Genomic DNA, 19,133 nt, shown 5'->3' on the forward strand with positions numbered 1-19,133 from the left:
ATGACGACGGACGACGCCGCGCGCCTCCGCAACCCCGTCGGCGGCCACGTCCCCGTCGCCGGCGGCCTCGCCACCGTCGGGCTGTCGTACGCCGCCACGATGGGCGCCGAGGCCGTCCAGGTCTTCTGCGCCAACCCGCGCGGCTGGGCCACCCCGCCCGGAAACCCCGCCCAGGACGAGGCCTTCCGCGAGCGCTGCGCCGCCGAGGGCATCCCGGCGTACGTGCACGCGCCCTACCTGATCAACTTCGGCTCGCACACCGAGGCCACTGTTGAGAAGTCCGTCGAGTCGCTGCGCCACTCGCTGCGCCGTGCCCGCGAGATCGGCGCCCTCGGCGTCGTCGTCCACACCGGCTCCGCGACCGGCGGCCGCCCCCGGGCCGCCGCTCTCGCCCAGGCCGGGCGGTACATGCTGCCCCTCCTCGACGAGCTGACCCACGACGACGACCCCGCGCTCCTCCTGGAGCCCACCGCCGGCCAGGGCTTCTCCCTCTGCTCCCTGGCCGAGGATCTCGGCCCGTACTTCGACGTCCTCGACCGCCACCCCAGGCTCGGCGTCTGCCTCGACACCTGCCACGCCTTCGCCGCCGGCCACGACATGGCCGCCCCCGGCGGCATGAAGCTGCTGCTGGACGAGCTCGTGGACACCGTCGGCGAGGGACGGCTCCAGCTGATCCACGCCAACGACTCCAAGGACGTCGCCGGCGCCCACAAGGACCGCCACGAGAACATCGGCACCGGTCACATCGGCGCCGAGCCCTTCGGCGACCTCTTCACCCACCCCGCCACAGCCGGCGTACCGCTGATCATCGAGACCCCGGGCGGCCCGGAGGGCCACGCCGCCGACGTGGCCCGGCTCAAGCAGCTGCGCGGGCGCGTAGCGCGGTGACCGGAATGGTTCGCCGGGTCCGTCCGGCGGCCGGTTCCGTCCTCAATCGCCGGACGGGCTGAACTCAGCCCGTCCGGCGATTGAGGACAAAGCGCATCCGGCGGGCTGCGCAACCCGGCGAAGTACGCGGTCACCGCACTAGAGCTCCGGGCCGTCCCCGGGCTCCTCCTGGTACGAGTAGCGCTGCTCGGCCCAGGGGTCGCCGAGGTTGTGGTAGCCGCGCTCCTCCCAGAAGCCGCGCCGGTCGGCCGTCATGTATTCCACGCCGCGGACCCATTTGGGGCCCTTCCAGGCGTACAGGTGGGGGACGACCAGCCGTACGGGGAATCCGTGTTCGGCGGTGAGCGGTTCGCCGCCGCGATGGGTGGCGAACATCGATTTCGCGTCGGCGAAATCGGCGAGCCGCAGATTGGAGCTGAAGCCGTACTCTGCCCACACCATCACGTGGGTGACATCGGATGCGGGCGGTGCGAGCTGCAGGATCACCGAGGTCGAGACCCCGCCCCACTCCACGCCGAGCATGCTGAATTTCGTCACGCAGTGAAAGTCGCCGACGGCCGTCGAATACGGCAGCGTCGCGAACTCCTCGTGATTCCAGCAGTGCTTGTCACCGTCGGCGGTGGCGCCGAAGACCCTGAATTCCCAGCGGTCCGGCTTGAATCGCGGGACCGGTCCGTAATGCGTCACCGGCCAGCCGCGCTGAAGCCGCTGCCCCGGAGGAAGCGCCCCTGGCTCTCCTTCGCGGCGTTCCGACTGACCCATGACTCCATGGTGACAGACCGGATGCCGTGCTACCGACCAGGATCCCCGCAAAGGGTGACAACCCGGGCCACCGGACTAAGCCTGCACTTACTGGAACGGTGCGGCGAGCGGTGCCATGATGCGGCGCAACTTGTCGAACCACCTGAGGAAGGACGGAGTCTGCCATGCAGGGCGACCCCGAGGTCATCGAGTTCTTGAACGAGCAGCTGACCGGTGAGCTGACCGCGATCAACCAGTACTTCCTGCACGCGAAGATGCAGGAGAACTTCGGCTGGACGAAGCTCGCGAAGTACACGCGTCACGAGTCGTTCGACGAGATGAAGCACGCAGAGGTGCTCACCGACCGCATCCTCTTCCTCGACGGGCTGCCGAACTACCAGCGGCTCTTCCACGTCCGCATCGGCCAGACCGTCACCGAGATGTTCAAGGCCGACCGCCAGGTCGAGGTCGAGGCGATCGACCGCCTCAAGCGCGGCATCGAGGTGATGCGGGCCAAGGGCGACATCACCTCGGCCAACATCTTCGAGTCGATCCTGGCGGACGAGGAGCACCACATCGACTATCTCGACACCCAGCTGGAGCTGGTCGAGAAGCTCGGTGAGCCGCTGTACATCGCCCAGCTGATCGAGCAGCCGGAGAGCTAGGCCGCCTGCTAAGCGGCCTGCGCCGGCGCGAAAGGCTCCGCTTCGGCCATCTCCGTACGGGTGGCGCAGTCGGCGCCGCGGCCCAGCAGTGCCTGGATCCGGCGTACGCAGGAACCACAGTCCGTGCCCGCCTTGCAGGCCGAGGCGATCGCGCGGGGGGTGCAGCGGCCGGAGTCCGCATGCTGCTTGACCTGCTCTTCGGTAATGCCGAAGCACGAGCAGACGTACATGCTGATTGACCCCTTCCCGTGTCCCGACGTGAGGTTAACCTAACCTTACCCGTGGTCCGTGAGGGTGAAAAGTGGAGAGGGGCACGGATCACTGTGATCCGTGCCCCTCTCGCGCCTACTGCCCGGTACGTACTAGCCCCGGTACATCTCCGCCACCAGGAACGCCAGGTCAAGCGACTGGCTGCGGTTCAGCCGGGGGTCGCAGGCCGTCTCGTAGCGCTGGTGCAGATCGTCGACGAAGATCTCGTCGCCGCCGCCCACGCACTCCGTCACGTCGTCGCCGGTCAGCTCCACGTGGATGCCGCCCGGGTGCGTGCCCAGCCCGTGGTGGACCTCGAAGAAGCCCTTCACCTCGTCCAGCACGTCGTCGAAGCGCCGCGTCTTGTGGCCGCTCGCCGCCTCGAAGGTGTTGCCGTGCATCGGGTCGGACACCCAGGCCACCTGGGCGCCGGACGCCGTGACCTTCTCCACCAGCGTCGGCAGCTTGTCGCGGACCTTGTCCGCGCCCATTCGCACGATGAAGGTGAGCCGGCCCGGCTCCCGGTCCGGGTCCAGGCGCTCGACGTACGTCAGCGCCTCCTCCGGCGTCGTCCCCGGGCCCAGCTTGATGCCGATCGGGTTGCTGATCCGCGACGCGAACTCGATGTGCGCGCCGTCCAGCTGCCGGGTGCGCTCGCCGATCCACACCATGTGGCCCGAGACGTCGTAGAGCTTGCCGGTGCGGGAGTCGGTGCGCGTCAGCGCCGACTCGTAGTCCAGCAGCAGCGCCTCGTGCGAGGCGTAGAACTCCACGGTCCGGAACTCGGCCGGGTCGGTGCCGCACGCCTTCATGAAGTTCAGCGCGTTGTCGATCTCCTTGGCCAGCGCCTCGTAGCGCTGCCCGGAGGGGCTGCTCTTGACGAAGTCCTGGTTCCAGGCGTGCACCTGGCGCAGGTCCGCGTAGCCGCCGGTGGTGAAGGCGCGCACCAGGTTCAGGGTCGCCGAGGAAGCGTTGTACATCCGCTTCAGGCGCTCCGGATCCGGGATCCGGGCCGCCTCGGTGAACTCGAAGCCGTTGACCGAGTCGCCCCGGTAGGTGGGGAGGGTGACCCCGTCCCGGGTCTCCGTCGGCTTCGAGCGCGGCTTGCTGTACTGGCCGGCGATCCTGCCGACCTTCACCACGGGCACCGAGCCCGCGTACGTCAGCACCGCGCCCATCTGGAGCAGCGTCTTCAGCTTGTTGCGGATCTGGTCCGCCGACACGGCGTCGAAGGCCTCGGCACAGTCGCCGCCCTGCAGCAGGAACGCCTCACCACGGGCCACGGCCCCCAGTCGGTCGCGCAGCTGGTCGCACTCGCCCGCGAAGACGAGCGGCGGATACGATTCGAGGTCCGCGATCACATCGCGCAGAGCCTCGGCATCGGGGTACTCGGGCTGCTGCGCCGCGGGCAGGTCTCGCCAGGTGTTGCCACCGGCGTGGGTTTCAGCGTTCACGGTCACGGTTCCCACATTACGGGGTCATGTCCACGGTTTTTCGCGTGCCCAATGGATGAGACGGCGGGTGGTACCGCGGTACTACGCCCCCGGCCCGGTTCAGACCCCGGTACGACGGATCGGCGCGGCCCGGATCCTAGCGTTGGCCGGGAGGTGTCCAGGCAGGCCTGGAGCCGGCGACCGAGGGGAAGAGCGCGATGATCGAGGCACAGCAGCTGACCAAGCGGTACGGGGAGAAGACGGCGGTCGACCAACTGGACTTCGTCGTGAAGCCGGGCACGGTCACCGGCTTCCTGGGGCCGAACGGCGCGGGCAAGTCCACGACCATGCGGCTGATCGTCGGGCTGGACGCCCCTTCGAGCGGCTCGGTGACGGTCGGCGGCAGGCACTACGCCCAGCACCGGGCGCCCCTGCAGGAGGTCGGCGCACTGCTGGAGGCGAAGTCGATCCACCCGGGCCGCTCCGCGTACAACCACCTCAACGCGCTCGCGCTCACCCACGGGATTCCGCGGCGGCGGGTGGACGAGGTCATCGACCTGGCCGGGCTGGGCAGCGTGGCGAAGAAGCGCGCCGGAGCCTTCTCGCTCGGCATGGGCCAGCGGCTCGGCATCGCGGCGGCGCTGCTGGGCGATCCGCAGACGGTGATGCTGGACGAGCCGGTCAACGGGCTGGACCCGGAGGGCGTGCTGTGGATCCGTAATCTCCTCACGGGCCTGGCGGCCGAGGGCCGGACGGTCTTTGTGTCCTCGCACCTGATGAGCGAGATGGCGCTGGTGGCGGACCACCTGATCATCGTCGGGCGCGGGCGGCTGCTGGCGGACACGACCGTGCAGGACCTGATCCGCGAGGTGGGCGGCGACACCGTGAAGGTGGCCACCGCCGACCCGGCGCGGCTGCGCGAGGTGCTGGCGGGGCCCGGCGTCGAGATCACCGGCCGGGCGGGCTCGGAGGAGCTGCAGGTGTCCGGTACGACCGCCCGGGAGATCGGGCTGAAGGCGGCGGAACACGGGATCGCGCTGTTCGAGCTGAGCGCGCGGACGGTGTCGCTGGAGGAGGCGTTCATGGACCTGACCAGGGACGCGGTGGAGTACCACGGCTCGACGGCCGGCATCGAGACCCCCGGGAGGGCCGCATGAGCACCATCACCGCGACACAGGACACCGAGGCCGCCCCCGCGCCCGCGGCACGCCCCGAATACCGGGTGACCGGGCTGCGCGTACTGCGCTCGGAGTGGGCCAAGCTGTGGTCGCTGCGCTCGACGTGGATCACGCTGGGCCTGGCCCTGCTGTTCCTGGTGGCCTTCGGGCTCATCGGAGCGGCCCAGTACAAGTCGAGGATCACCTCCGGCGAGCCCATGCGCGGCGACTTCGCCGACTCCACGGCCGTGAGCCTCTCCCTCTTCGGCACGAACTTCGCGCAGCTCGCGCTGGGTGTGCTCGGCGTGCTGGTCACGGCGGGGGAGTACTCGACCGGAATGATCCGCTCGACGCTGGCGGCGGTGCCGCGCCGGCTGCCGGTGCTGTGGTCCAAGGCGACCGTGTTCGGGATCGTCGCGCTGGTGACCGGGACGGCCGGCGCGCTCGTCACCTTCCTCTTCGCGAGCGGCATCGTGTCCGGCACGGACGCGGCCATGTCCTTCTCGGACGCGGGTGTCGTACGCAGCCTGCTGGGCGCGGGGCTCTACCTCGGCCTGGTCGGGGTGATCGGGGCGGCCCTGGGCGCGCTGCTGCGGTCGGTGGCGGGCGGCATCTCGGTGCTGGTCGGCGCGCTGATGCTGATCCCGGGGCTGATCTCGCTGCTGCCCAGCTCGTGGCAGGACAACATCAGCCCGTACCTGCCCAGCAACGCGGGCGAGTCCATGTTCGCCCTGACCCATGACGCCACGACCCTGTCGCCGGCGGCCGGGCTGCTGGTATTCCTCGGCTGGACGGCGCTGGCGCTGGCAGGGGCGGCGTACCGGCTGGTGCGCAGCGACGCCTGACGGCGGCAAGGGAGGATGGACAGGTGACCTCTGTGACCAGCGACGACACCGGCGACTTCACCGGCATGGGTGCCCTGGGCCCGGCGGCCGCCCGCCTGGCCCGGGGAAGCCAGCGGCTGCGGCAGGCGGACCGGGCGCATCCGTGGGTGCTGGACACAGCGGTGGTGGTGCTGGTCTTCCTGGTCTTCTGCCTGCCGGACCTGGTGCACGGGCACGGGGACGGCGACGGGGACGGCGATGCCCGGCACGGGCTCCACCTCGCGCTCACCCAGTTGCCGTTGCCGGGGGTGCTGGCGCTGCAGGTGGGGCTGGTGCTGCCCCTGCTCTGGCGGCGGCGCAAGCCCTCGGTGGCCTTCGGCGTCATCGCGGCCGTGTTCGTACTCCAGTGGTCGCTGCTGGTGACGCTGCGCGCGGACATCGCCCTGTTCATCGCCCTGTACAGCCTGGCGCTGCACGAGCGGCTGCGGCGGCTGCCGTGGGCGTGCGGGATCATGGCGGGCGCGCTGGTGCTGATAGCGGTGCGCATCTCGTCCGCGATCTCCGTCTGGGACTCGCTGTTCTTCCTCTTCAGCACCGCGCTCGCGGCCGTCGCGCTGGCCCTGGCGGTACGGATCCGGCGGGCCCAGCTCGCCGGGCTGCGGGAGCGGGCGGCCCGCCTGGAGATCGAACGGGACCAGCGCAGCAGGCTGGCCGCGGCCACCGAGCGCACCCGGGTGGCGCGCGAGATGCACGACATCGTCGGCCACAACCTGTCCGTCATGATCAGCCTCGCCGACGCGGGCGCGTACGCCGTCGGCATCGCCCCCGACAAGGGCAAGGAGGCGCTGGAGCTCATCGGCGACAGCGGCCGCCAGGCGCTGGGCGAGCTGCGGCGCATGCTGGGCGTCCTGCGGGAGGCGACGGACGCCCCCGAGCTCAGCCCGCAGCCCGGGATCGCCGACATCGACGCGCTGTGCGGCCGCGTACGCTCGGCCGGGCCGGAGGTCGTGTACCGGACCGGCGGGGAGGTGGACGCCCTGGACAGCGGGGTGCAGCTGACGGTCTACCGGATCGTGCAGGAGGCGCTCACCAACACCCTCAAGCACGCCGGCACCGGGACCAGGGTCCACCTCGCGGTCGCCCTGGAGGGCACCGAAGTGAGCATCCGGATCCAGGACACCGGGTCGGGCGGCCCGGCCGGGCCCCCGAACGAGGAAGGGCACGGTCTGGCGGGCATGCGCGAACGAGCGGCTCTGTACGGCGGGAAGGTCAGCGCGGGTCCCGCACCCGGCGGAGGATGGACCGTACACGCCACCCTCGACATCGGTCCCCAAAGCGGTCCGCAGAGCAGTTCCCAGAGCAGTTCCCGAGGCGGCACATCGTGACCACCGTGCTCATCGTGGACGACCAGTCGCTGCAGCGCTTCGCCTTCCGCATGCTCCTGGACAGCGTCCCCGACACCGAGGCCGTCGGCGAGGCCGCCCACGGCGCCGAGGCCGTCCGCATGGCCGCCGAACTGCGCCCCGACGTCGTCCTGATGGACGTCCGCATGCCCGGCATGGACGGCATCGAGGCCACCCGCCGCATCGTCGCCTCCGGCGGCCGCTCCCGCGTCCTCGTCCTGACCACCTTCGACCTGGACGAATACGCCCATGCCGCGCTGCGCGCAGGCGCCAGCGGCTTCCTCCTCAAGGACGCCCGCCCCGAGGAACTCCTCGCCGGCATCCGCGCCGTCGCGGTCGGCGACGCCGTCATCGCCCCCGCCCTCACCCGCCGTCTCCTCGACGAGTACGCCCACCACCTGCCGCGCCGCGCCGTCGATCCCGTCGACTCCGCGGAGGACCCGAGACTGGGCTCCCTCACCGACCGCGAGCGCGAGATCCTCGTCGCCATCGGCCAGGGCTGGAGCAACGGCGAGATCGCCGCGCGCCTCGTCCTGTCCGAGTCCACGGTCAAGACCCACGTCGGCCGCGTCCTCGCCAAGATCGGCGCCCGCGACCGCATCCAGGCCGTGATCTTCGCCTACGACCTGGGGCTCGCCCGCCCCAACGCCGGCTGAGCCGGGTTCAGCTGACGCGGGCCAGCGCGAAGCCGTCGTAGCCCTTGCTGCCGACCGTCTGGACGGCGGTCGCCGTGAGCCGGGGGTGACGGGCGAACAGCTCCAGCGCTTCGCGGGTGCCGACGACGGACGGGTCGGTGCGGGACGGGTCGGCGACCGCGCCGCCCCGTACGACGTTGTCCAGGACGATGACGCTGCCGGGGCGGGTGAGCTTGAGTGCCCACTCCACGTAACGCGGGTTGTTGACCTTGTCCGCGTCGATGAACACCAGATCGAACGGCTCCGGCTCCTCGGCGGCCAGCTTCGGGAGGCTGTCCAGCGCCGGGCCGGTGCGGACCTCCGTGACGGCGGCGAGCCCGGCACGGGCGAGGTTCGCGCGGGCAACGTCGGCGTGCTCCGGGTCGTACTCCAGCGTGACGAGCCGGCCGTCGGCGGGCAGGGCGCGGGCCAGCCAGATGGTGCTGTAGCCGCCCAGGGTGCCGATCTCCAGGATGCGGCGGGCGCCCTGGATCTGCGCGATGAGGTGGAGCAGCTTGCCCTGGTTCGGGGCGACGTTGATGGGCGGGAGACCGGCCGCGTCGCTCTCGCGCAGGGCGGCTTCCAGGGCCTCGTCGGCGGGGGCGAGGAGCTCGGTGAAGTAGGCGTCGACGGCGGACCACTGCTGCTGGGACATGCAACTCCCTGTGCGTGTATGGCAATCCCGGATTCCGCCGCTGAACATAACAAGCCGGGTCGTGAGGTCGCGCGCCAATAAGTCCCTGAGCGATGCTGTCACCCATGCTGCTCCCCGCCGTCGCCGGCCAGACCGAGCTGATCGAAGCCGTCCGCATCACCTCCTGGACGATGTCGCCCTTCCCCCGGAGCGTGCCGGGCGAGGAGATCGGGCTCTGGGCAGGGGAGGACATCGAGCAGATCCTCGACCTGATCCGCGAGGCGCCCGCGGGGATACGGATGCGCTGCTTCACCCCCGGCTACGGCATCCGCGCCCACGGCGCCGACCTGCCCGACTGGCCCCTCTTCGAGATCGCCTTCTGCTTCGCGTGCAACGGCGCGCTCCTGCTCGGACCGGACATTCCCGAAGACCTGCGCGGCATCCAGCTCTTCGACCCGGACAGCACGCCAGGGAAGGAACTGCTGCGCCGCTTCCGGGTCTGCGAGCAGGAGTGAACGGCCGTCGCGCGCCGACTTCACTCCCCGGCCATCCGCCGCGGCGCGGACTACTGCGCCGGGCCGGTCTGTTCGGTGCCGGATTCGCCGCAGCCGGGATCCTGGGGGCGACCCAGGCCGCCGTCCAGTGCGCCGGGTTTCAGCCCGGCGGTGGACGTGGTTGGCCTCGCCGTTGAACTCGGTCGGTTCGGTCTCGAAGTCCTTGCATACCGCGCGCCTGACCTCCTGACGCCACGTCAGATGCCCACCGGTGAACACGTTGTGCCGGTATTTGGTCACGAGACCAAATGTGCGTGCATGAGGAACGTGCAGTGTCTGCCAGTTCTGATCTCTCCGTATTCGGCCATAAATCAACTGTATTACGGTGATCGGCGTGCAGCTTCGTTACGCCTTCCGCATCGAGCCAAGGCCCGGTCAGCGCATCGCGCTGGGCCGGGCGTTCGGCTGTGCGCGGGTGGTGTGGAACGACGGCCTGCGGGCGCGGCGGGACGCGCGCACTGCGGGTTTGCCGTATCCGACGTCGGCGCAACTGTCGAAGCGGTTGATCACCGAGGCGAAGCGGACCCCGGAGCGTTCCTGGCTCGGGGAGGTGTCCGCGGTGGTGTTGCAGCAGTCCCTGCGTGACCTGGATGCCGCGTACGCCAATTTCTTTGCGAGCTGCAAGGGCATCCGCAAGGGGCCGAGGATCGGTGAGCCGCGCATGAAGTCCAAGCGGGACAGCCGGCAGGCCGTGCGGTTCACCGCCAATGCCCGCTGGTCGATCACGGCGGACGGGAAACTGAACCTTCCCAGGATCGGCCCGGTGCGGGTGCGCTGGTCGCGTGCGCTGCCGTCCGTGCCGTCCACGGTGACCGTGATCAAGGACGCGTCCGGCCGGTACTGGGCGAGCTTCATTGTGGAGACCGACCCGGACAAGGAGATCCGGCCCCCGGCCGGAGAGGATCAGGGCATCGACCTGGGCTTGACCCACTTCGCCGTCATGGCGGATGGCTCCCGGGTCAGGTCCCCGCGCTTCCTGCGCAGGGCGGAGAAAAAACTCCGCCGTGAGCAGCGCCGCCTGTCCCGCAAGGCCAAGGGCTCGAACAACCGCGACAAGGCCAGGATCAAGGTCGCCCGCGCTCACGCCAGGGTGGCCGACGCGCGCAAGGACTTCCACCACAAGCTCTCCACCAGGCTGATCCGCGAGAACCAAACGGTCAGTGTGGAGACCTTGAATGTGAAGGGTCTTGCCCGTACCCGGCTGGCCAAGTCCGTGCACGATGCGGGATGGTCGGCGTTCGTGTCCATGCTGGAGTACAAAGCCGCCCGGTACGGCCGCACCTTGACCAAGGTGGACCGGGCGTTCCCGTCCTCGCAAGTGTGTTCCGCCTGCGGGCACCGCGACGGTCCCAAGCCCCTGCACATCCGGACATGGAGCTGCCCCGCCTGCGGCACCCGACACGACCGCGACCACAACGCGGCGACCAACGTGCGCGATGAAGGGCGACGCATCCGCGCCGCATAAAGCTGTACCACCCACCCCCGGACCGGGGGCCCTTACCGGGCGACCAGCAAGGTAAACGCCTGCGGAGCGCATGTAAGACCAGGGCCTGCCCCGGCAGCGCGCACAACCCCCACCAGCGTGGGAAGGAACCAGGAACCCGACTCAAGGCCACCCGTGACAACGGGACGCCAGGGAGGGAATCGCCCCCATTCACGGGGCGAGGAGGTCAAACCAACCCGGTGTTCGTGGACGTGCGCTAAGGTACGGGCATGTTCGCGCTGCAGACGCACCTCAACTGGTGGTGGACCGCTCATCCGGCGGCCCACTGACTCGCGCGCACACCAGCACTGAACGCGAAGGCCGCCCCAGGGGCGGCCTTCGGCGTTTTCCGCGGCCGCTCCTCCCGTTTCCCCGACCGGAAGGAACCGCCGTGCACCCCACCGCTCTCATGGAGCGCCTGCTCTCCCCCTCCTGCCCGCCGTTCGCCCTGATCCGCCGCCGTACGCCGGGCCGGGACACCGGCACCGTCGAGGTGCTGATCGGACCGGTCACGACAGCCGAACGGCTGGCGGACATCCCGCTCCTCCCGGCCGCGCTGGCCATGGTGCCCTTCCGCCAGATCCGGGAGCGCGGCTTCGACGTCCGCGACGACGGCACGCCGCTCGCCGTGCTGCTCCCCGAGGAGACCTACGAGCTGCCGCTCGCCGCCGTTCTGGAAACCCTCCCCGCTCATGACGTCCAGGTCGAGGGCGGCGCCTTCGACATCGACGACGACACCTACGCCGGGATCGTCAGCCGCGTCATCGAGGACGAGATCGGACAGGGCGAGGGCGCCAACTTCGTGATCCGGCGGACCTTCACGGGCGACATCCCCGGCTTCGGCACCGCCGACGCGCTGGCCCTGTTCCGGCGGCTGCTGAGCGGCGAGCGCGGCGCCTACTGGACCTATGTCGTGCACACCCCGGACCGGACCCTGGTGGGCGCCAGCCCCGAAGTCCACGTGCGCATGTCGGGCGGGACGGTCGTGATGAACCCGATCAGCGGGACCTACCGCTATCCGGCCGGCGGGCCGGACGCCGAGGGCCTGCTGGAGTTCCTGCACGACACCAAGGAGGTGGAGGAGCTGACGATGGTGGTCGACGAGGAGCTGAAGATGATGTCGGCCGTCTGCAGCCTGGGCGGCGTCGTGGTCGGGCCGCGCCTGAAGGAGATGGCCCACCTCGCGCACACCGAGTACGAGCTGCGCGGCCGCAGCGACATGGACGTACGGGACGTGCTGCGCGAGACGATGTTCGCCGCCACCGTCACCGGATCGCCCGTGCAGAACGCCTGCCGCGTCATCGAGCGCTACGAGCCCGGCGGCCGCGGCTACTACGCCGGAGCGCTCGCCCTCATCGGCCGCGACGAGGGCGGGGCGCAGACCCTGGACTCGCCCATCCTCATCCGTACGGCGGACATCGCACCCGACGGCAGGCTGAAGGTGCCCGTCGGCGCGACGCTCGTACGGCACTCCGACCCCTACGCGGAGGTCGCCGAGACCCACGCCAAGGCGGCCGGCGTGCTCACCGCCCTGGGCGTCCGCCAGGCGCCCGTACGCGACGCCGGGGGGCCCCGTCCGCGCCTCGCGCAGGACATCCGGGTACGGGCGGCGCTGGACGCGCGACGGGCGAACCTGGCGCCCTTCTGGCTGCGGATGCAGACCGCCCACCCCGGGCCGCAGGGCCACGCCCTCGTAGTGGACGGCGAGGACACCTTCACGGCCATGCTCGCGCACGTCCTGCGCTCGTCCGGCTTCGAGGTGACCGTACGGCGCTACGACGAGCCGGGGCTGCGCGAAACCGCGCTCGCGCATGCGGGCCCGGTCGTCCTGGGCCCCGGCCCGGGGGACCCGAACGATGCCGGGGACCCGAAGATGCGCTTCCTGCGCGCGCTGGCCGCCGATCTGGTCCGCGGGCATGCGCATGGGCTGCTCGGGGTGTGCCTGGGCCAGGAGCTGCTCGCGGCGGAGCTGGGGATGGAGATCGTCCGCAAGGACGAGCCGTACCAGGGCGCCCAGAAGACGATCGACCTCTTCGGGCGGAGCGAGACGGTCGGCTTCTACAACTCCTTCACCGCCCGCGCCGACGACGCCACCGCCGAGGAGCTGGCCATGCACGGCATCGAGCTGAGCCGCGACCCCGCGACCGGCGACGTGCACGCCATGCGCGGGCCGGGTTTCTTCGGCCTGCAGTTCCATCCCGAGTCGGTACTGACGATGAACGGCCCGGCCATCGTGGCCGAGGCGCTGGCCGGGCTCACCGTCGGCCAGGCCCCAGGGCCTGTCCGGCCGATCTTGCCCGGGTCCGCGACGCCTGGCGCGGCACCTCGCGGCGTTGCCGAAACGCCCTCAGGAAACCACCCTGAGGGCGCTCCGGCGCCTTGCGATGCACCGCACCAGACGCCGCGGCCTGTCCGACCGAGATCGGCCGGACAGGCCCTAGACCGCTGACGCGGCCAACGGCGGCGACTCGGATCGGGCCGGCTCGGCGAGAGCCGGCCCGATCAGCGGCATCACGGCGGCCAGCATCTCGGTCTCCGGCGCGGCCCCGTCCACGACGATGTCGGCGGCGGCCCGTGAAGGCGCCACGTATTCCGCGTGCCGCTGGCGGCCCGTCGACAGGTAGTTCATCAGCGACAGGCGCGGATCCTGCCGCTGGACCTCGATCTTGCGCAGGATCTTGCGCGCGAGCCGCACATCGTCCGGGGTGTCCACGTACACCCGCCAGTCCGCGCGAGCGGCCACCGACCGGAGGGTGAGCGCGAACAGCCCCTCGACCACGACCACGCGCACGCCCGTGCGCAGCCGCGCGGCGTCGATCGCGTCGGACACCGCCGTCTCGTCGATCGAGCCAGGATGATTCCAGTCGAGCACCGGATAGCCGTTCGCGCTGACCGTCCACACGCCGCGCAGCCGGTCTTCCGCGGGCACGTAGAAGTCATCGATGTGGACCAGCGCGATGGTCTCGGGATGGTGCAGCGACAGCGCTTCGGCAAGGGTGGACTTGCCGGATGCGGTGCCGCCTGCGACCGCCAGTACACCCGTCATCCGGGCGCTCCTCAGCTGCTCATGGGGGGTTTACGAAGCGGCCGGACAAGCCGGGTGGAGGGAATGTAAGGCCGCCTGATCTCCGATGGCAAGCAGGGAAAGCTGTGAAGGCGCCGAGGAAACGTTGTGTTTACCGAACGGGGCGCCGGAGACGGCACCCCGCTCGTCGCGGCGGTCAGCCGAAGAAGACGCCGGCCTCGGCGTAGAGCTTCGGATCGACCGTCTTGATGTGGGATGTCGCGGCGGCGAGAGGCACCCGCACGATGTCCGTGCCGCGCAGCGCGACCATCTTCCCGAAGTCCCCGTCCCGTACCGCCTCGATCGCGTGCAGCCCGAAGCGGGTGGCCAGCCAGCGGTCGAACGCGCTCGGCGTCCCGCCGCGCTGGATGTGGCCCAGCACCGTGGTGCGGGCCTCCTTGCCGGTGCGCTTCTCGATCTCCTTGGCGAGCCACTCGCCGACGCCGGACAGGCGTACGTGGCCGAAGGAGTCGAGGGTGCCGTCCTTGAGGACCATGTCGCCGTCCTTGGGCATGGCGCCCTCGGCGACCACGACGATGGGCGCGTAACGGATCTTGAAGCGGCTCTCGACCCATGCGCAGACCTGGTCGACGTCGAAGCGCTGCTCCGGGATGAGGATGACGTTGGCGCCGCCCGCGAGCCCGGAGTGCAGCGCGATCCAGCCCGCGTGCCGGCCCATCACCTCCACGACGAGCACGCGCATGTGCGACTCGGCGGTGGTGTGGAGGCGGTCGATGGCCTCGGTCGCGATGTTGACGGCGGTGTCGAAGCCGAAGGTGTAGTCGGTGGCCGCCAGGTCGTTGTCGATGGTCTTCGGGACGCCGACGCACGCGATGCCGTACTCGTCGGCGAGGGTGGTCGCCACGCCGAGGGTGTCCTCGCCGCCGATCGCGATCAGCGCGTCCACCTCGTACTTGGCGAGGTTCTCCTTCACCCGCCGGATGCCGTTCTCCGCCTTGATGGGGTTCGTGCGCGACGACCCGAGGATCGTGCCGCCGCGGGGCAGGATGCCGCGCACGGCCGGGATGTCCAGCGGCACGGTGTCGCCCTCCAGCGGGCCCCGCCAGCCGTCCCTGAAGCCGATGAAGTCGTAGCCGTACTCCTGGACGCCCTTGCGGACGATGCCGCGGATGACCGCGTTGAGCCCGGGGCAGTCACCGCCGCCGGTCAGTACTCCGACCCGCATGGATCTCTCCCTTTTGTCTACGTTGACATTGCGGCAACGCTAGCGTGATACCCGTCACACCAGGGATGGGTCGGTCCGTGAATTCCCCGGGATCATGGGGACGTTGGGCCCGCACTTTCACTCGTACGAGCGGAAAGGGCGGCGGAGGAGCCTGCGGAGAAGGCGGGTGCCTCGGGGTCGAACGCGGCCACCCCCGCCGACGGCGACGAAGCCTGCGCGTAGTGCCGCCGCGGAATCCGGCCCGCGCGGTACGCGAGCCGGCCCGCCTCCACCGCGTGCCGCATCGCCGCGGCCATCAGAACCGGCTCCTGCGCGCGCGTGACGGCCGAGGCCAGCATGACGCCCGCGCAGCCCAGTTCCATCGCGAGAGCGGCATCGGACGCCGTCCCCGCGCCCGCGTCGAGGATCACCGGGACGCCGGCCCGCTCGATGATCAGCTGGAAGTTGTGCGGATTGCGGATGCCCAGCCCCGAGCCGATGGGCGAGCCGAGCGGCATGATCGCGGCGCAGCCGACATCCTCCAGCTTGCGCGCGAGCACGGGATCGTCGTTCGTGTACGGCAGGACGGTGAAACCGTCGTCCACCAGGGTCTCCGCGGCGTCGAGGAGTTCGATGGGATCCGGCAGCAGTGTGCGCTCGTCCGCGACCACCTCCAGCTTCACCCAGTCCGTGCCGAGCGCTTCGCGCGCGAGGCGGGCGGTGAGGACCGCCTCACCGGCGGTGAAACAGCCCGCGGTGTTGGGCAGCACGCGCATGCCGTGTTTGCGGATGACGGAGATGACCGAGCCCTTGACCGTCGGATCCAGCCGCCGCATGGCGACGGTGGTCAGCTCGGTGCCGGAGGCGATCAGCGCCTGCTCCATGATCTCCAGGCTCGGCGCGCCGCCGGTCCCCATGATGAGCCGGGAGGTGAAGCCCGTACCGGCGATGGTGAAGAGGTCGTCGGCCATGGTGCCGGGTCAGCCTCCCTGGACCGCGGTCAGGACCTCTACGCGGTCGCCGTCCCGCAGGGCTGTCGCCGGCCACTGGCCGCGCGGTACGACGGTCTCGTTGAGAGCGGCCGCCACGCCGGAGGGCGCGGTGGTGAAGGCCGCGACAAGGCGGTCGAGGGTGAGCCCGGGCGCGAGTTCGCGCGGCTCGCCGTTCACCGAGACTGAAACGGAGGCGGAGGCGGAGGCGGAGGCGGAGACGGAGGCGGTCATGCGGGCTGCTCCAGCAGGGACGGGGAGTGGAAGCGGTCGGGGGAGAAGGGCCGGGCGTACGCGGGGACTTCGCCGCCGGTCAGCAGCTCGGCCATGATGTCGCCGGTCGCGGGCGTGAGCAGCACGCCGTTGCGGTGATGCCCGGTCGCCAGCAGCAGCCCCGGCACGGTGCGCGCATGCCCGAGCATCGGCGCGTTGTCCGGCGAGCCGGGGCGCAGGCCCGCGAGGGTCTCGGTCAGCGGGAGCTCGGTGATACCCGGTACGAGTTCGTGAGCGTCCCGCAGCAGCTCGTACACCCCGCCCGCGGTGACCGTGGTGTCCCAGCCCAGCTCCTCACTGGTCGCGCCGACGACCAGCTCACCGTTCTCGCGCGGCACGAGATACACGTGCCCGCCGCGCACGACGGCCCGTACGGTGCGGGAGAGGAACGGCGCGTAGTCCGCCGGTATGCGCAGGCGCAGCACCTGCCCCTTCACCGGGCGCACCGGCGGCAGCGCGTCCTCCGGCAGCCCCTCGACACTGCCGCTGCGGCTGCCCGCGGCGAGCACCGTCTGCCCGGCCGTGAGCGTCGTCCCGTCGGCCAGCGTGGCGCCCCTGGCCCGGCCGTCGAGCCCGAGATCGACGCGGGCGACCTGCCGGCGGTGGAACGCCACGCCGGCCCTGTCCGCCGCGCGCAGCAGCGCCTTCGCGAGGCGGCGCGGGTCGATCTGATGGTCCCCGTCCACGCGCAGGCCGCCTCGTACGCCCGGCGCGAGCATCGGCTCCAGACGGCGGCACTCCCGGCCGCTGAGCCACTGCGATTCCAGGCCCAGGGAATGCTGGAACGCGTGCAGCTCGCGCAGATGCGCGCGGTCGTCCGAGTCCAGCGCCACGGCGAGCGTGCCGCACCGGCGATAGCCGAGCTCCAGGCCCGTCGCCTCGGTCAGCTCCGCGACGAAGGCCGGGTACTGGCGCGCGGAGGCGAGGTTGAGGTCCAGGAGGGTCTGCTCCCCGTACTGCAGCTCCGTCACGGCGGCCAGCATCCCCGCCGCCACGTGCGCGGCTCCGCCGCCCGGTTCCGGGTCCGCCACGGCTGTGCGCAGGCCCTGCTGGGCCGCCCGCCACGCCGTGACCAGGCCGATGAGGCCGCCGCCCACGACGACGACGTCATAGCGATGCATCTGCTTCTGCTCCCTTCGCCGGCATGACCCGGATCAGGTTCGTACGGTCGGCGGCCGGTCAGCCGCCCTCTCAGCCCGGTCCGCCGGGCTCCCGCGAGTGCGTTTTCGCGTTGCCACCCTAGCGCGACAACCCTCGGACCGGGCAGGGCGGGCCGCACGCGACGACGGACCCCGCGGGGTTACCGTGAACCGTGAGCAGCAGCGACAGCGCGCGGCGAACCGTCATCGTCGGGGCCGGAATGGCCGGGGTCCAGACAGCGGTGTCCCTACGGGAACAGGGCTGGGGCGGGGCGATCACGCTCCTCGGGGAGGAGCCGCACGCGCCGTACGACAGGCCGCCGCTGTCCAAGGGCGTGACGACGGCGGCTTTCGACGTGGACTTCAGGGCGCTCGACGTCGAGCTGCTGCTGGGCCGCGAGGCCGCGACGCTGAGCCCGGCGGAGCGCACCGTCACGACGGCCGACGGGGAAGCGATCCCGTACGACCACCTGGTGATCGCGACCGGCGCGCAGCCGGTGACCCTGCCCGGGACCGAGACCGCGCACGCGCTGCGCACGCTGGACGACGCGGCCGCGCTGCGCCCCGTGCTGGAGGCGAAGCGCGACATCGTCGTGGTCGGCGCCGGCTGGATCGGCGCGGAGTTCGCCACGGCGGCACGCCAGGCGGGCTGCGCGGTGACCGTGGTGGAAGCGGCGGACCGGCCGCTGGCCGGCGCGCTGCCGGCGGAGATCGGCGAGCGCATGCGCGGCTGGTACGCCGAGGCGGGCGTGGAGCTGCGGACGAGCACCGCCGTGGCGGGCGTGGAGCCCGGGGCGGTGTTGCTGGCGGACGGGACCCGGCTGCCCGCCGGGGCGGTCGTGGTGGGCGTCGGAGCGCGCCCCGCCACGGGCTGGCTGGCCGGCTCGGGCGTGGCGCTGGACCCGGGGGACCGCTCGGTGCTGGCGGACGACCGGCTGCGTACGTCCGTGCCGGAGGTGTACGCGGTCGGGGACTGCGCGTCGTTCCCGTCGGCGCGCTACGGGACGCGGCTGCTGATCCACCACTGGGACAACGCGCTCCAGGGCCCGAGGACCGCCGCCGCGAACCTGCTGGGCGAGGACGAGCGCTACGACCCGGTGCCGTACTTCTGGTCCGAGCAGTTCGGCCGCTTCGTGCAGTACGCGGGGCACCGTTCCCCGGCCGACACGGTGCTGTGGCGCGGCGACCCGGACGGCCCGGCGTGGTCGGTGTGCTGGCTGCGCGACGGGGCGCTGACGGCGCTGCTGGCCGTGGGCCGCCCGCGGGACCTCGCGCAGGGACGTAAGCTCATCGAGCGCGGCGCCCGGCTGGATACGGCGGCGGCAGCGGACCCGGCCGTTCCCCTCAAGGCGGCGGCTCGGTAGGCGCTCAATGAGCGGTGCGGTATCGCACTGTCGGTCCGGGATGGCAGGCTTGTGCCTGTGACCGAGATCGACGCAAAGATTGACGCCCTCGTACCGTCCTGGCTGACGCTCCCCGATGTCGCGGAGCGGCTCGGCCTGGAGGTGACCCGCATCCGGCCGCTGATCAAGGAAGGTCAGCTGATCGCGGTGCGCCGCGGTGAGAACCGGGTCCTGATGGTTCCCGCCGACTTCCTCGGCGAAGACAAGATCGTGAAGGGCCTCGCCGGAACGCTGAACCTGCTCAAGGACGACGGGTTCAACGACGAAGAGGCCCTCGAATGGCTCTTCACCCCTGACCCCACCCTGCCCGGCACGCCGGTGCAGGCGCTGCGCGAGAATCGCGGGACCGAGGTGAAGCGCCGCGCCCAGGCGCTCGCCCTCTAGCCCGCCGCCCA

At 71.2% G+C, this 19,133-nt stretch carries 21 protein-coding genes, 1 pseudogene and 1 riboswitch; of the genes and pseudogenes, 12 read left to right on the top strand and 10 right to left on the bottom strand.

Annotation, left to right across the window (positions count from 1 at the left end; all coding sequences use genetic code 11):
• A complete protein-coding gene (locus tag OG607_RS34675) occupies positions 1-888 on the top strand; it encodes a deoxyribonuclease IV (RefSeq protein WP_405737238.1) in 888 nt (295 codons plus the stop codon).
• A gap of 138 nt (positions 889-1,026) precedes the next feature.
• On the opposite strand, the gene OG607_RS34680 is transcribed toward OG607_RS34675, so the two are convergent.
• A complete protein-coding gene (locus OG607_RS34680) occupies positions 1,027-1,650 on the bottom strand; it encodes a sulfite oxidase-like oxidoreductase (RefSeq protein WP_405731940.1) in 624 nt (207 codons plus the stop codon).
• A 164-nt stretch (positions 1,651-1,814) separates the two neighbouring features.
• Between OG607_RS34680 and bfr the strand changes: the two genes are divergently transcribed.
• The gene (gene bfr, locus OG607_RS34685) at positions 1,815-2,294 is read left to right on the top strand and encodes a bacterioferritin (protein ID WP_405731943.1); all 480 of its coding nucleotides are present in this window, start codon (positions 1,815-1,817) and stop codon (positions 2,292-2,294) included.
• A gap of 8 nt (positions 2,295-2,302) precedes the next feature.
• Here the strand turns inward: bfr and OG607_RS34690 are convergent, their stop codons facing one another.
• Both OG607_RS34690 and OG607_RS34695 read right to left on the bottom strand, forming a co-directional pair.
• A complete protein-coding gene (locus OG607_RS34690) occupies positions 2,303-2,524 on the bottom strand; it encodes a bacterioferritin-associated ferredoxin (RefSeq protein WP_405731946.1) in 222 nt (73 codons plus the stop codon).
• Positions 2,525-2,656: 132 nt separating this feature from the next.
• Positions 2,657-4,003, bottom strand: a complete 1,347-nt coding sequence (locus OG607_RS34695) for a class II 3-deoxy-7-phosphoheptulonate synthase (RefSeq protein ID WP_405731948.1) — start codon at positions 4,001-4,003, stop codon at positions 2,657-2,659.
• Between the two features lie 191 nt (positions 4,004-4,194).
• Between OG607_RS34695 and OG607_RS34700 the strand changes: the two genes are divergently transcribed.
• The 4 genes from OG607_RS34700 to OG607_RS34715 are packed head-to-tail and all read left to right on the top strand — an operon-like array spanning position 4,195 to position 8,016.
• Complete coding sequence (locus OG607_RS34700; protein WP_405731951.1) at positions 4,195-5,133, top strand: ATP-binding cassette domain-containing protein; 939 nt, start codon at positions 4,195-4,197, stop codon at positions 5,131-5,133.
• Positions 5,130-5,978 (top strand): ABC transporter permease, encoded by an 849-nt coding sequence (locus OG607_RS34705; protein WP_405731954.1) that lies wholly within the window; start codon positions 5,130-5,132, stop codon positions 5,976-5,978. The genes OG607_RS34700 and OG607_RS34705 overlap by 4 nt, the downstream gene beginning before the upstream one ends.
• A gap of 23 nt (positions 5,979-6,001) precedes the next feature.
• Positions 6,002-7,342 (top strand): sensor histidine kinase, encoded by a 1,341-nt coding sequence (locus tag OG607_RS34710; RefSeq protein ID WP_405731957.1) that lies wholly within the window; start codon positions 6,002-6,004, stop codon positions 7,340-7,342.
• A complete protein-coding gene (locus OG607_RS34715; RefSeq protein WP_405731960.1) occupies positions 7,339-8,016 on the top strand; it encodes a response regulator in 678 nt (225 codons plus the stop codon). The genes OG607_RS34710 and OG607_RS34715 overlap by 4 nt, the downstream gene beginning before the upstream one ends.
• A gap of 7 nt (positions 8,017-8,023) precedes the next feature.
• Here the strand turns inward: OG607_RS34715 and OG607_RS34720 are convergent, their stop codons facing one another.
• Positions 8,024-8,689, bottom strand: coding sequence for an O-methyltransferase (locus OG607_RS34720; protein WP_405731963.1), 666 nt, complete (start codon positions 8,687-8,689; stop codon positions 8,024-8,026).
• A gap of 104 nt (positions 8,690-8,793) precedes the next feature.
• Here OG607_RS34720 and OG607_RS34725 point away from each other — a divergent pair, with 104 nt between their 5' ends.
• Positions 8,794-9,183 carry a hypothetical protein gene (locus tag OG607_RS34725; protein ID WP_405737517.1) on the top strand — a complete coding sequence of 130 codons (390 nt, stop codon included), beginning with the start codon at positions 8,794-8,796 and terminating at the stop codon, positions 9,181-9,183.
• A gap of 162 nt (positions 9,184-9,345) precedes the next feature.
• On the opposite strand, the pseudogene OG607_RS34730 reads toward OG607_RS34725, so the two are convergent.
• Positions 9,346-9,462: pseudogene (locus OG607_RS34730) on the bottom strand (IS200/IS605 family transposase); the annotation flags it as partial.
• Positions 9,463-9,547: 85 nt separating this feature from the next.
• Here OG607_RS34730 and OG607_RS34735 point away from each other — a divergent pair.
• The 3 genes from OG607_RS34735 to OG607_RS34745 all read left to right on the top strand — a co-directional run bounded on the left by OG607_RS34735 (position 9,548) and on the right by OG607_RS34745 (position 13,154).
• Entirely contained in the window at positions 9,548-10,687 is a 1,140-nt protein-coding gene (locus OG607_RS34735; protein WP_405731966.1) for an RNA-guided endonuclease InsQ/TnpB family protein, read from the top strand.
• A 248-nt stretch (positions 10,688-10,935) separates the two neighbouring features.
• A complete protein-coding gene (locus tag OG607_RS34740; RefSeq protein ID WP_405737240.1) occupies positions 10,936-10,995 on the top strand; it encodes a trp operon leader peptide in 60 nt (19 codons plus the stop codon).
• A gap of 119 nt (positions 10,996-11,114) precedes the next feature.
• Positions 11,115-13,154 (top strand): anthranilate synthase family protein, encoded by a 2,040-nt coding sequence (locus OG607_RS34745; RefSeq protein ID WP_405737243.1) that lies wholly within the window; start codon positions 11,115-11,117, stop codon positions 13,152-13,154.
• On the opposite strand, the gene OG607_RS34750 is transcribed toward OG607_RS34745, so the two are convergent.
• The 5 genes from OG607_RS34750 to thiO form a co-directional block, all read right to left on the bottom strand.
• Positions 13,143-13,751, bottom strand: a complete 609-nt coding sequence (locus tag OG607_RS34750) for a uridine kinase (protein ID WP_405731969.1) — start codon at positions 13,749-13,751, stop codon at positions 13,143-13,145. The genes OG607_RS34745 and OG607_RS34750 overlap by 12 nt on opposite strands.
• Before the next feature lie 175 nt (positions 13,752-13,926).
• The gene (locus OG607_RS34755) at positions 13,927-14,955 is read right to left on the bottom strand and encodes a 6-phosphofructokinase (RefSeq protein WP_405731972.1); all 1,029 of its coding nucleotides are present in this window, start codon (positions 14,953-14,955) and stop codon (positions 13,927-13,929) included.
• A gap of 92 nt (positions 14,956-15,047) precedes the next feature.
• A complete protein-coding gene (locus tag OG607_RS34760) occupies positions 15,048-15,905 on the bottom strand; it encodes a thiazole synthase (protein WP_405731975.1) in 858 nt (285 codons plus the stop codon).
• Between the two features lie 9 nt (positions 15,906-15,914).
• Entirely contained in the window at positions 15,915-16,157 is a 243-nt protein-coding gene (gene thiS, locus OG607_RS34765) for a sulfur carrier protein ThiS (RefSeq protein WP_405731978.1), read from the bottom strand.
• Positions 16,154-17,317: a glycine oxidase ThiO gene (thiO, locus tag OG607_RS34770; protein WP_405731980.1), complete on the bottom strand. Its 1,164-nt coding sequence runs from the start codon at positions 17,315-17,317 to the stop codon at positions 16,154-16,156. The genes thiS and thiO overlap by 4 nt, the downstream gene beginning before the upstream one ends.
• Positions 17,310-17,422: riboswitch (TPP riboswitch) on the bottom strand. Its footprint overlaps the gene before it by 8 nt.
• An 86-nt stretch (positions 17,423-17,508) precedes the next feature.
• Between thiO and OG607_RS34775 the strand changes: the two genes are divergently transcribed.
• Together OG607_RS34775 and OG607_RS34780 are read left to right on the top strand one after the other, a co-directional pair.
• Entirely contained in the window at positions 17,509-18,699 is a 1,191-nt protein-coding gene (locus tag OG607_RS34775) for an NAD(P)/FAD-dependent oxidoreductase (RefSeq protein WP_405731983.1), read from the top strand.
• A 57-nt stretch (positions 18,700-18,756) separates the two neighbouring features.
• Entirely contained in the window at positions 18,757-19,122 is a 366-nt protein-coding gene (locus OG607_RS34780) for an Rv2175c family DNA-binding protein (protein ID WP_405731985.1), read from the top strand.
• Positions 19,123-19,133 lie beyond the last annotated feature (11 nt).

The organism is Streptomyces sp. NBC_01537, assembly GCF_045040445.1.
In the GTDB taxonomy this organism is placed as follows: domain Bacteria; phylum Actinomycetota; class Actinomycetes; order Streptomycetales; family Streptomycetaceae; genus Actinacidiphila.

What these genes read in the sequence shown, in the direction of transcription:
- OG607_RS34675 (WP_405737238.1), top strand. Translation starts at nt 1, where the DNA reads ATGACGACGGACGACGCCGCGCGCCTCCGCAACCCCGTCGGCGGCCAC.
- OG607_RS34680 (WP_405731940.1), bottom strand. Translation starts at nt 1,650, where the DNA reads ATGGGTCAGTCGGAACGCCGCGAAGGAGAGCCAGGGGCGCTTCCTCCG.
- bfr (WP_405731943.1), top strand. Translation starts at nt 1,815, where the DNA reads ATGCAGGGCGACCCCGAGGTCATCGAGTTCTTGAACGAGCAGCTGACC.
- OG607_RS34690 (WP_405731946.1), bottom strand. Translation starts at nt 2,524, where the DNA reads ATGTACGTCTGCTCGTGCTTCGGCATTACCGAAGAGCAGGTCAAGCAG.
- OG607_RS34700 (WP_405731951.1), top strand. Translation starts at nt 4,195, where the DNA reads ATGATCGAGGCACAGCAGCTGACCAAGCGGTACGGGGAGAAGACGGCG.
- OG607_RS34705 (WP_405731954.1), top strand. Translation starts at nt 5,130, where the DNA reads ATGAGCACCATCACCGCGACACAGGACACCGAGGCCGCCCCCGCGCCC.
- OG607_RS34720 (WP_405731963.1), bottom strand. Translation starts at nt 8,689, where the DNA reads ATGTCCCAGCAGCAGTGGTCCGCCGTCGACGCCTACTTCACCGAGCTC.
- OG607_RS34725 (WP_405737517.1), top strand. Translation starts at nt 8,794, where the DNA reads ATGCTGCTCCCCGCCGTCGCCGGCCAGACCGAGCTGATCGAAGCCGTC.
- OG607_RS34745 (WP_405737243.1), top strand. Translation starts at nt 11,115, where the DNA reads ATGGAGCGCCTGCTCTCCCCCTCCTGCCCGCCGTTCGCCCTGATCCGC.
- OG607_RS34750 (WP_405731969.1), bottom strand. Translation starts at nt 13,751, where the DNA reads ATGACGGGTGTACTGGCGGTCGCAGGCGGCACCGCATCCGGCAAGTCC.
- OG607_RS34755 (WP_405731972.1), bottom strand. Translation starts at nt 14,955, where the DNA reads ATGCGGGTCGGAGTACTGACCGGCGGCGGTGACTGCCCCGGGCTCAAC.
- OG607_RS34760 (WP_405731975.1), bottom strand. Translation starts at nt 15,905, where the DNA reads ATGGCCGACGACCTCTTCACCATCGCCGGTACGGGCTTCACCTCCCGG.
- thiS (WP_405731978.1), bottom strand. Translation starts at nt 16,157, where the DNA reads ATGACCGCCTCCGTCTCCGCCTCCGCCTCCGCCTCCGCCTCCGTTTCA.
- thiO (WP_405731980.1), bottom strand. Translation starts at nt 17,317, where the DNA reads ATGCATCGCTATGACGTCGTCGTCGTGGGCGGCGGCCTCATCGGCCTG.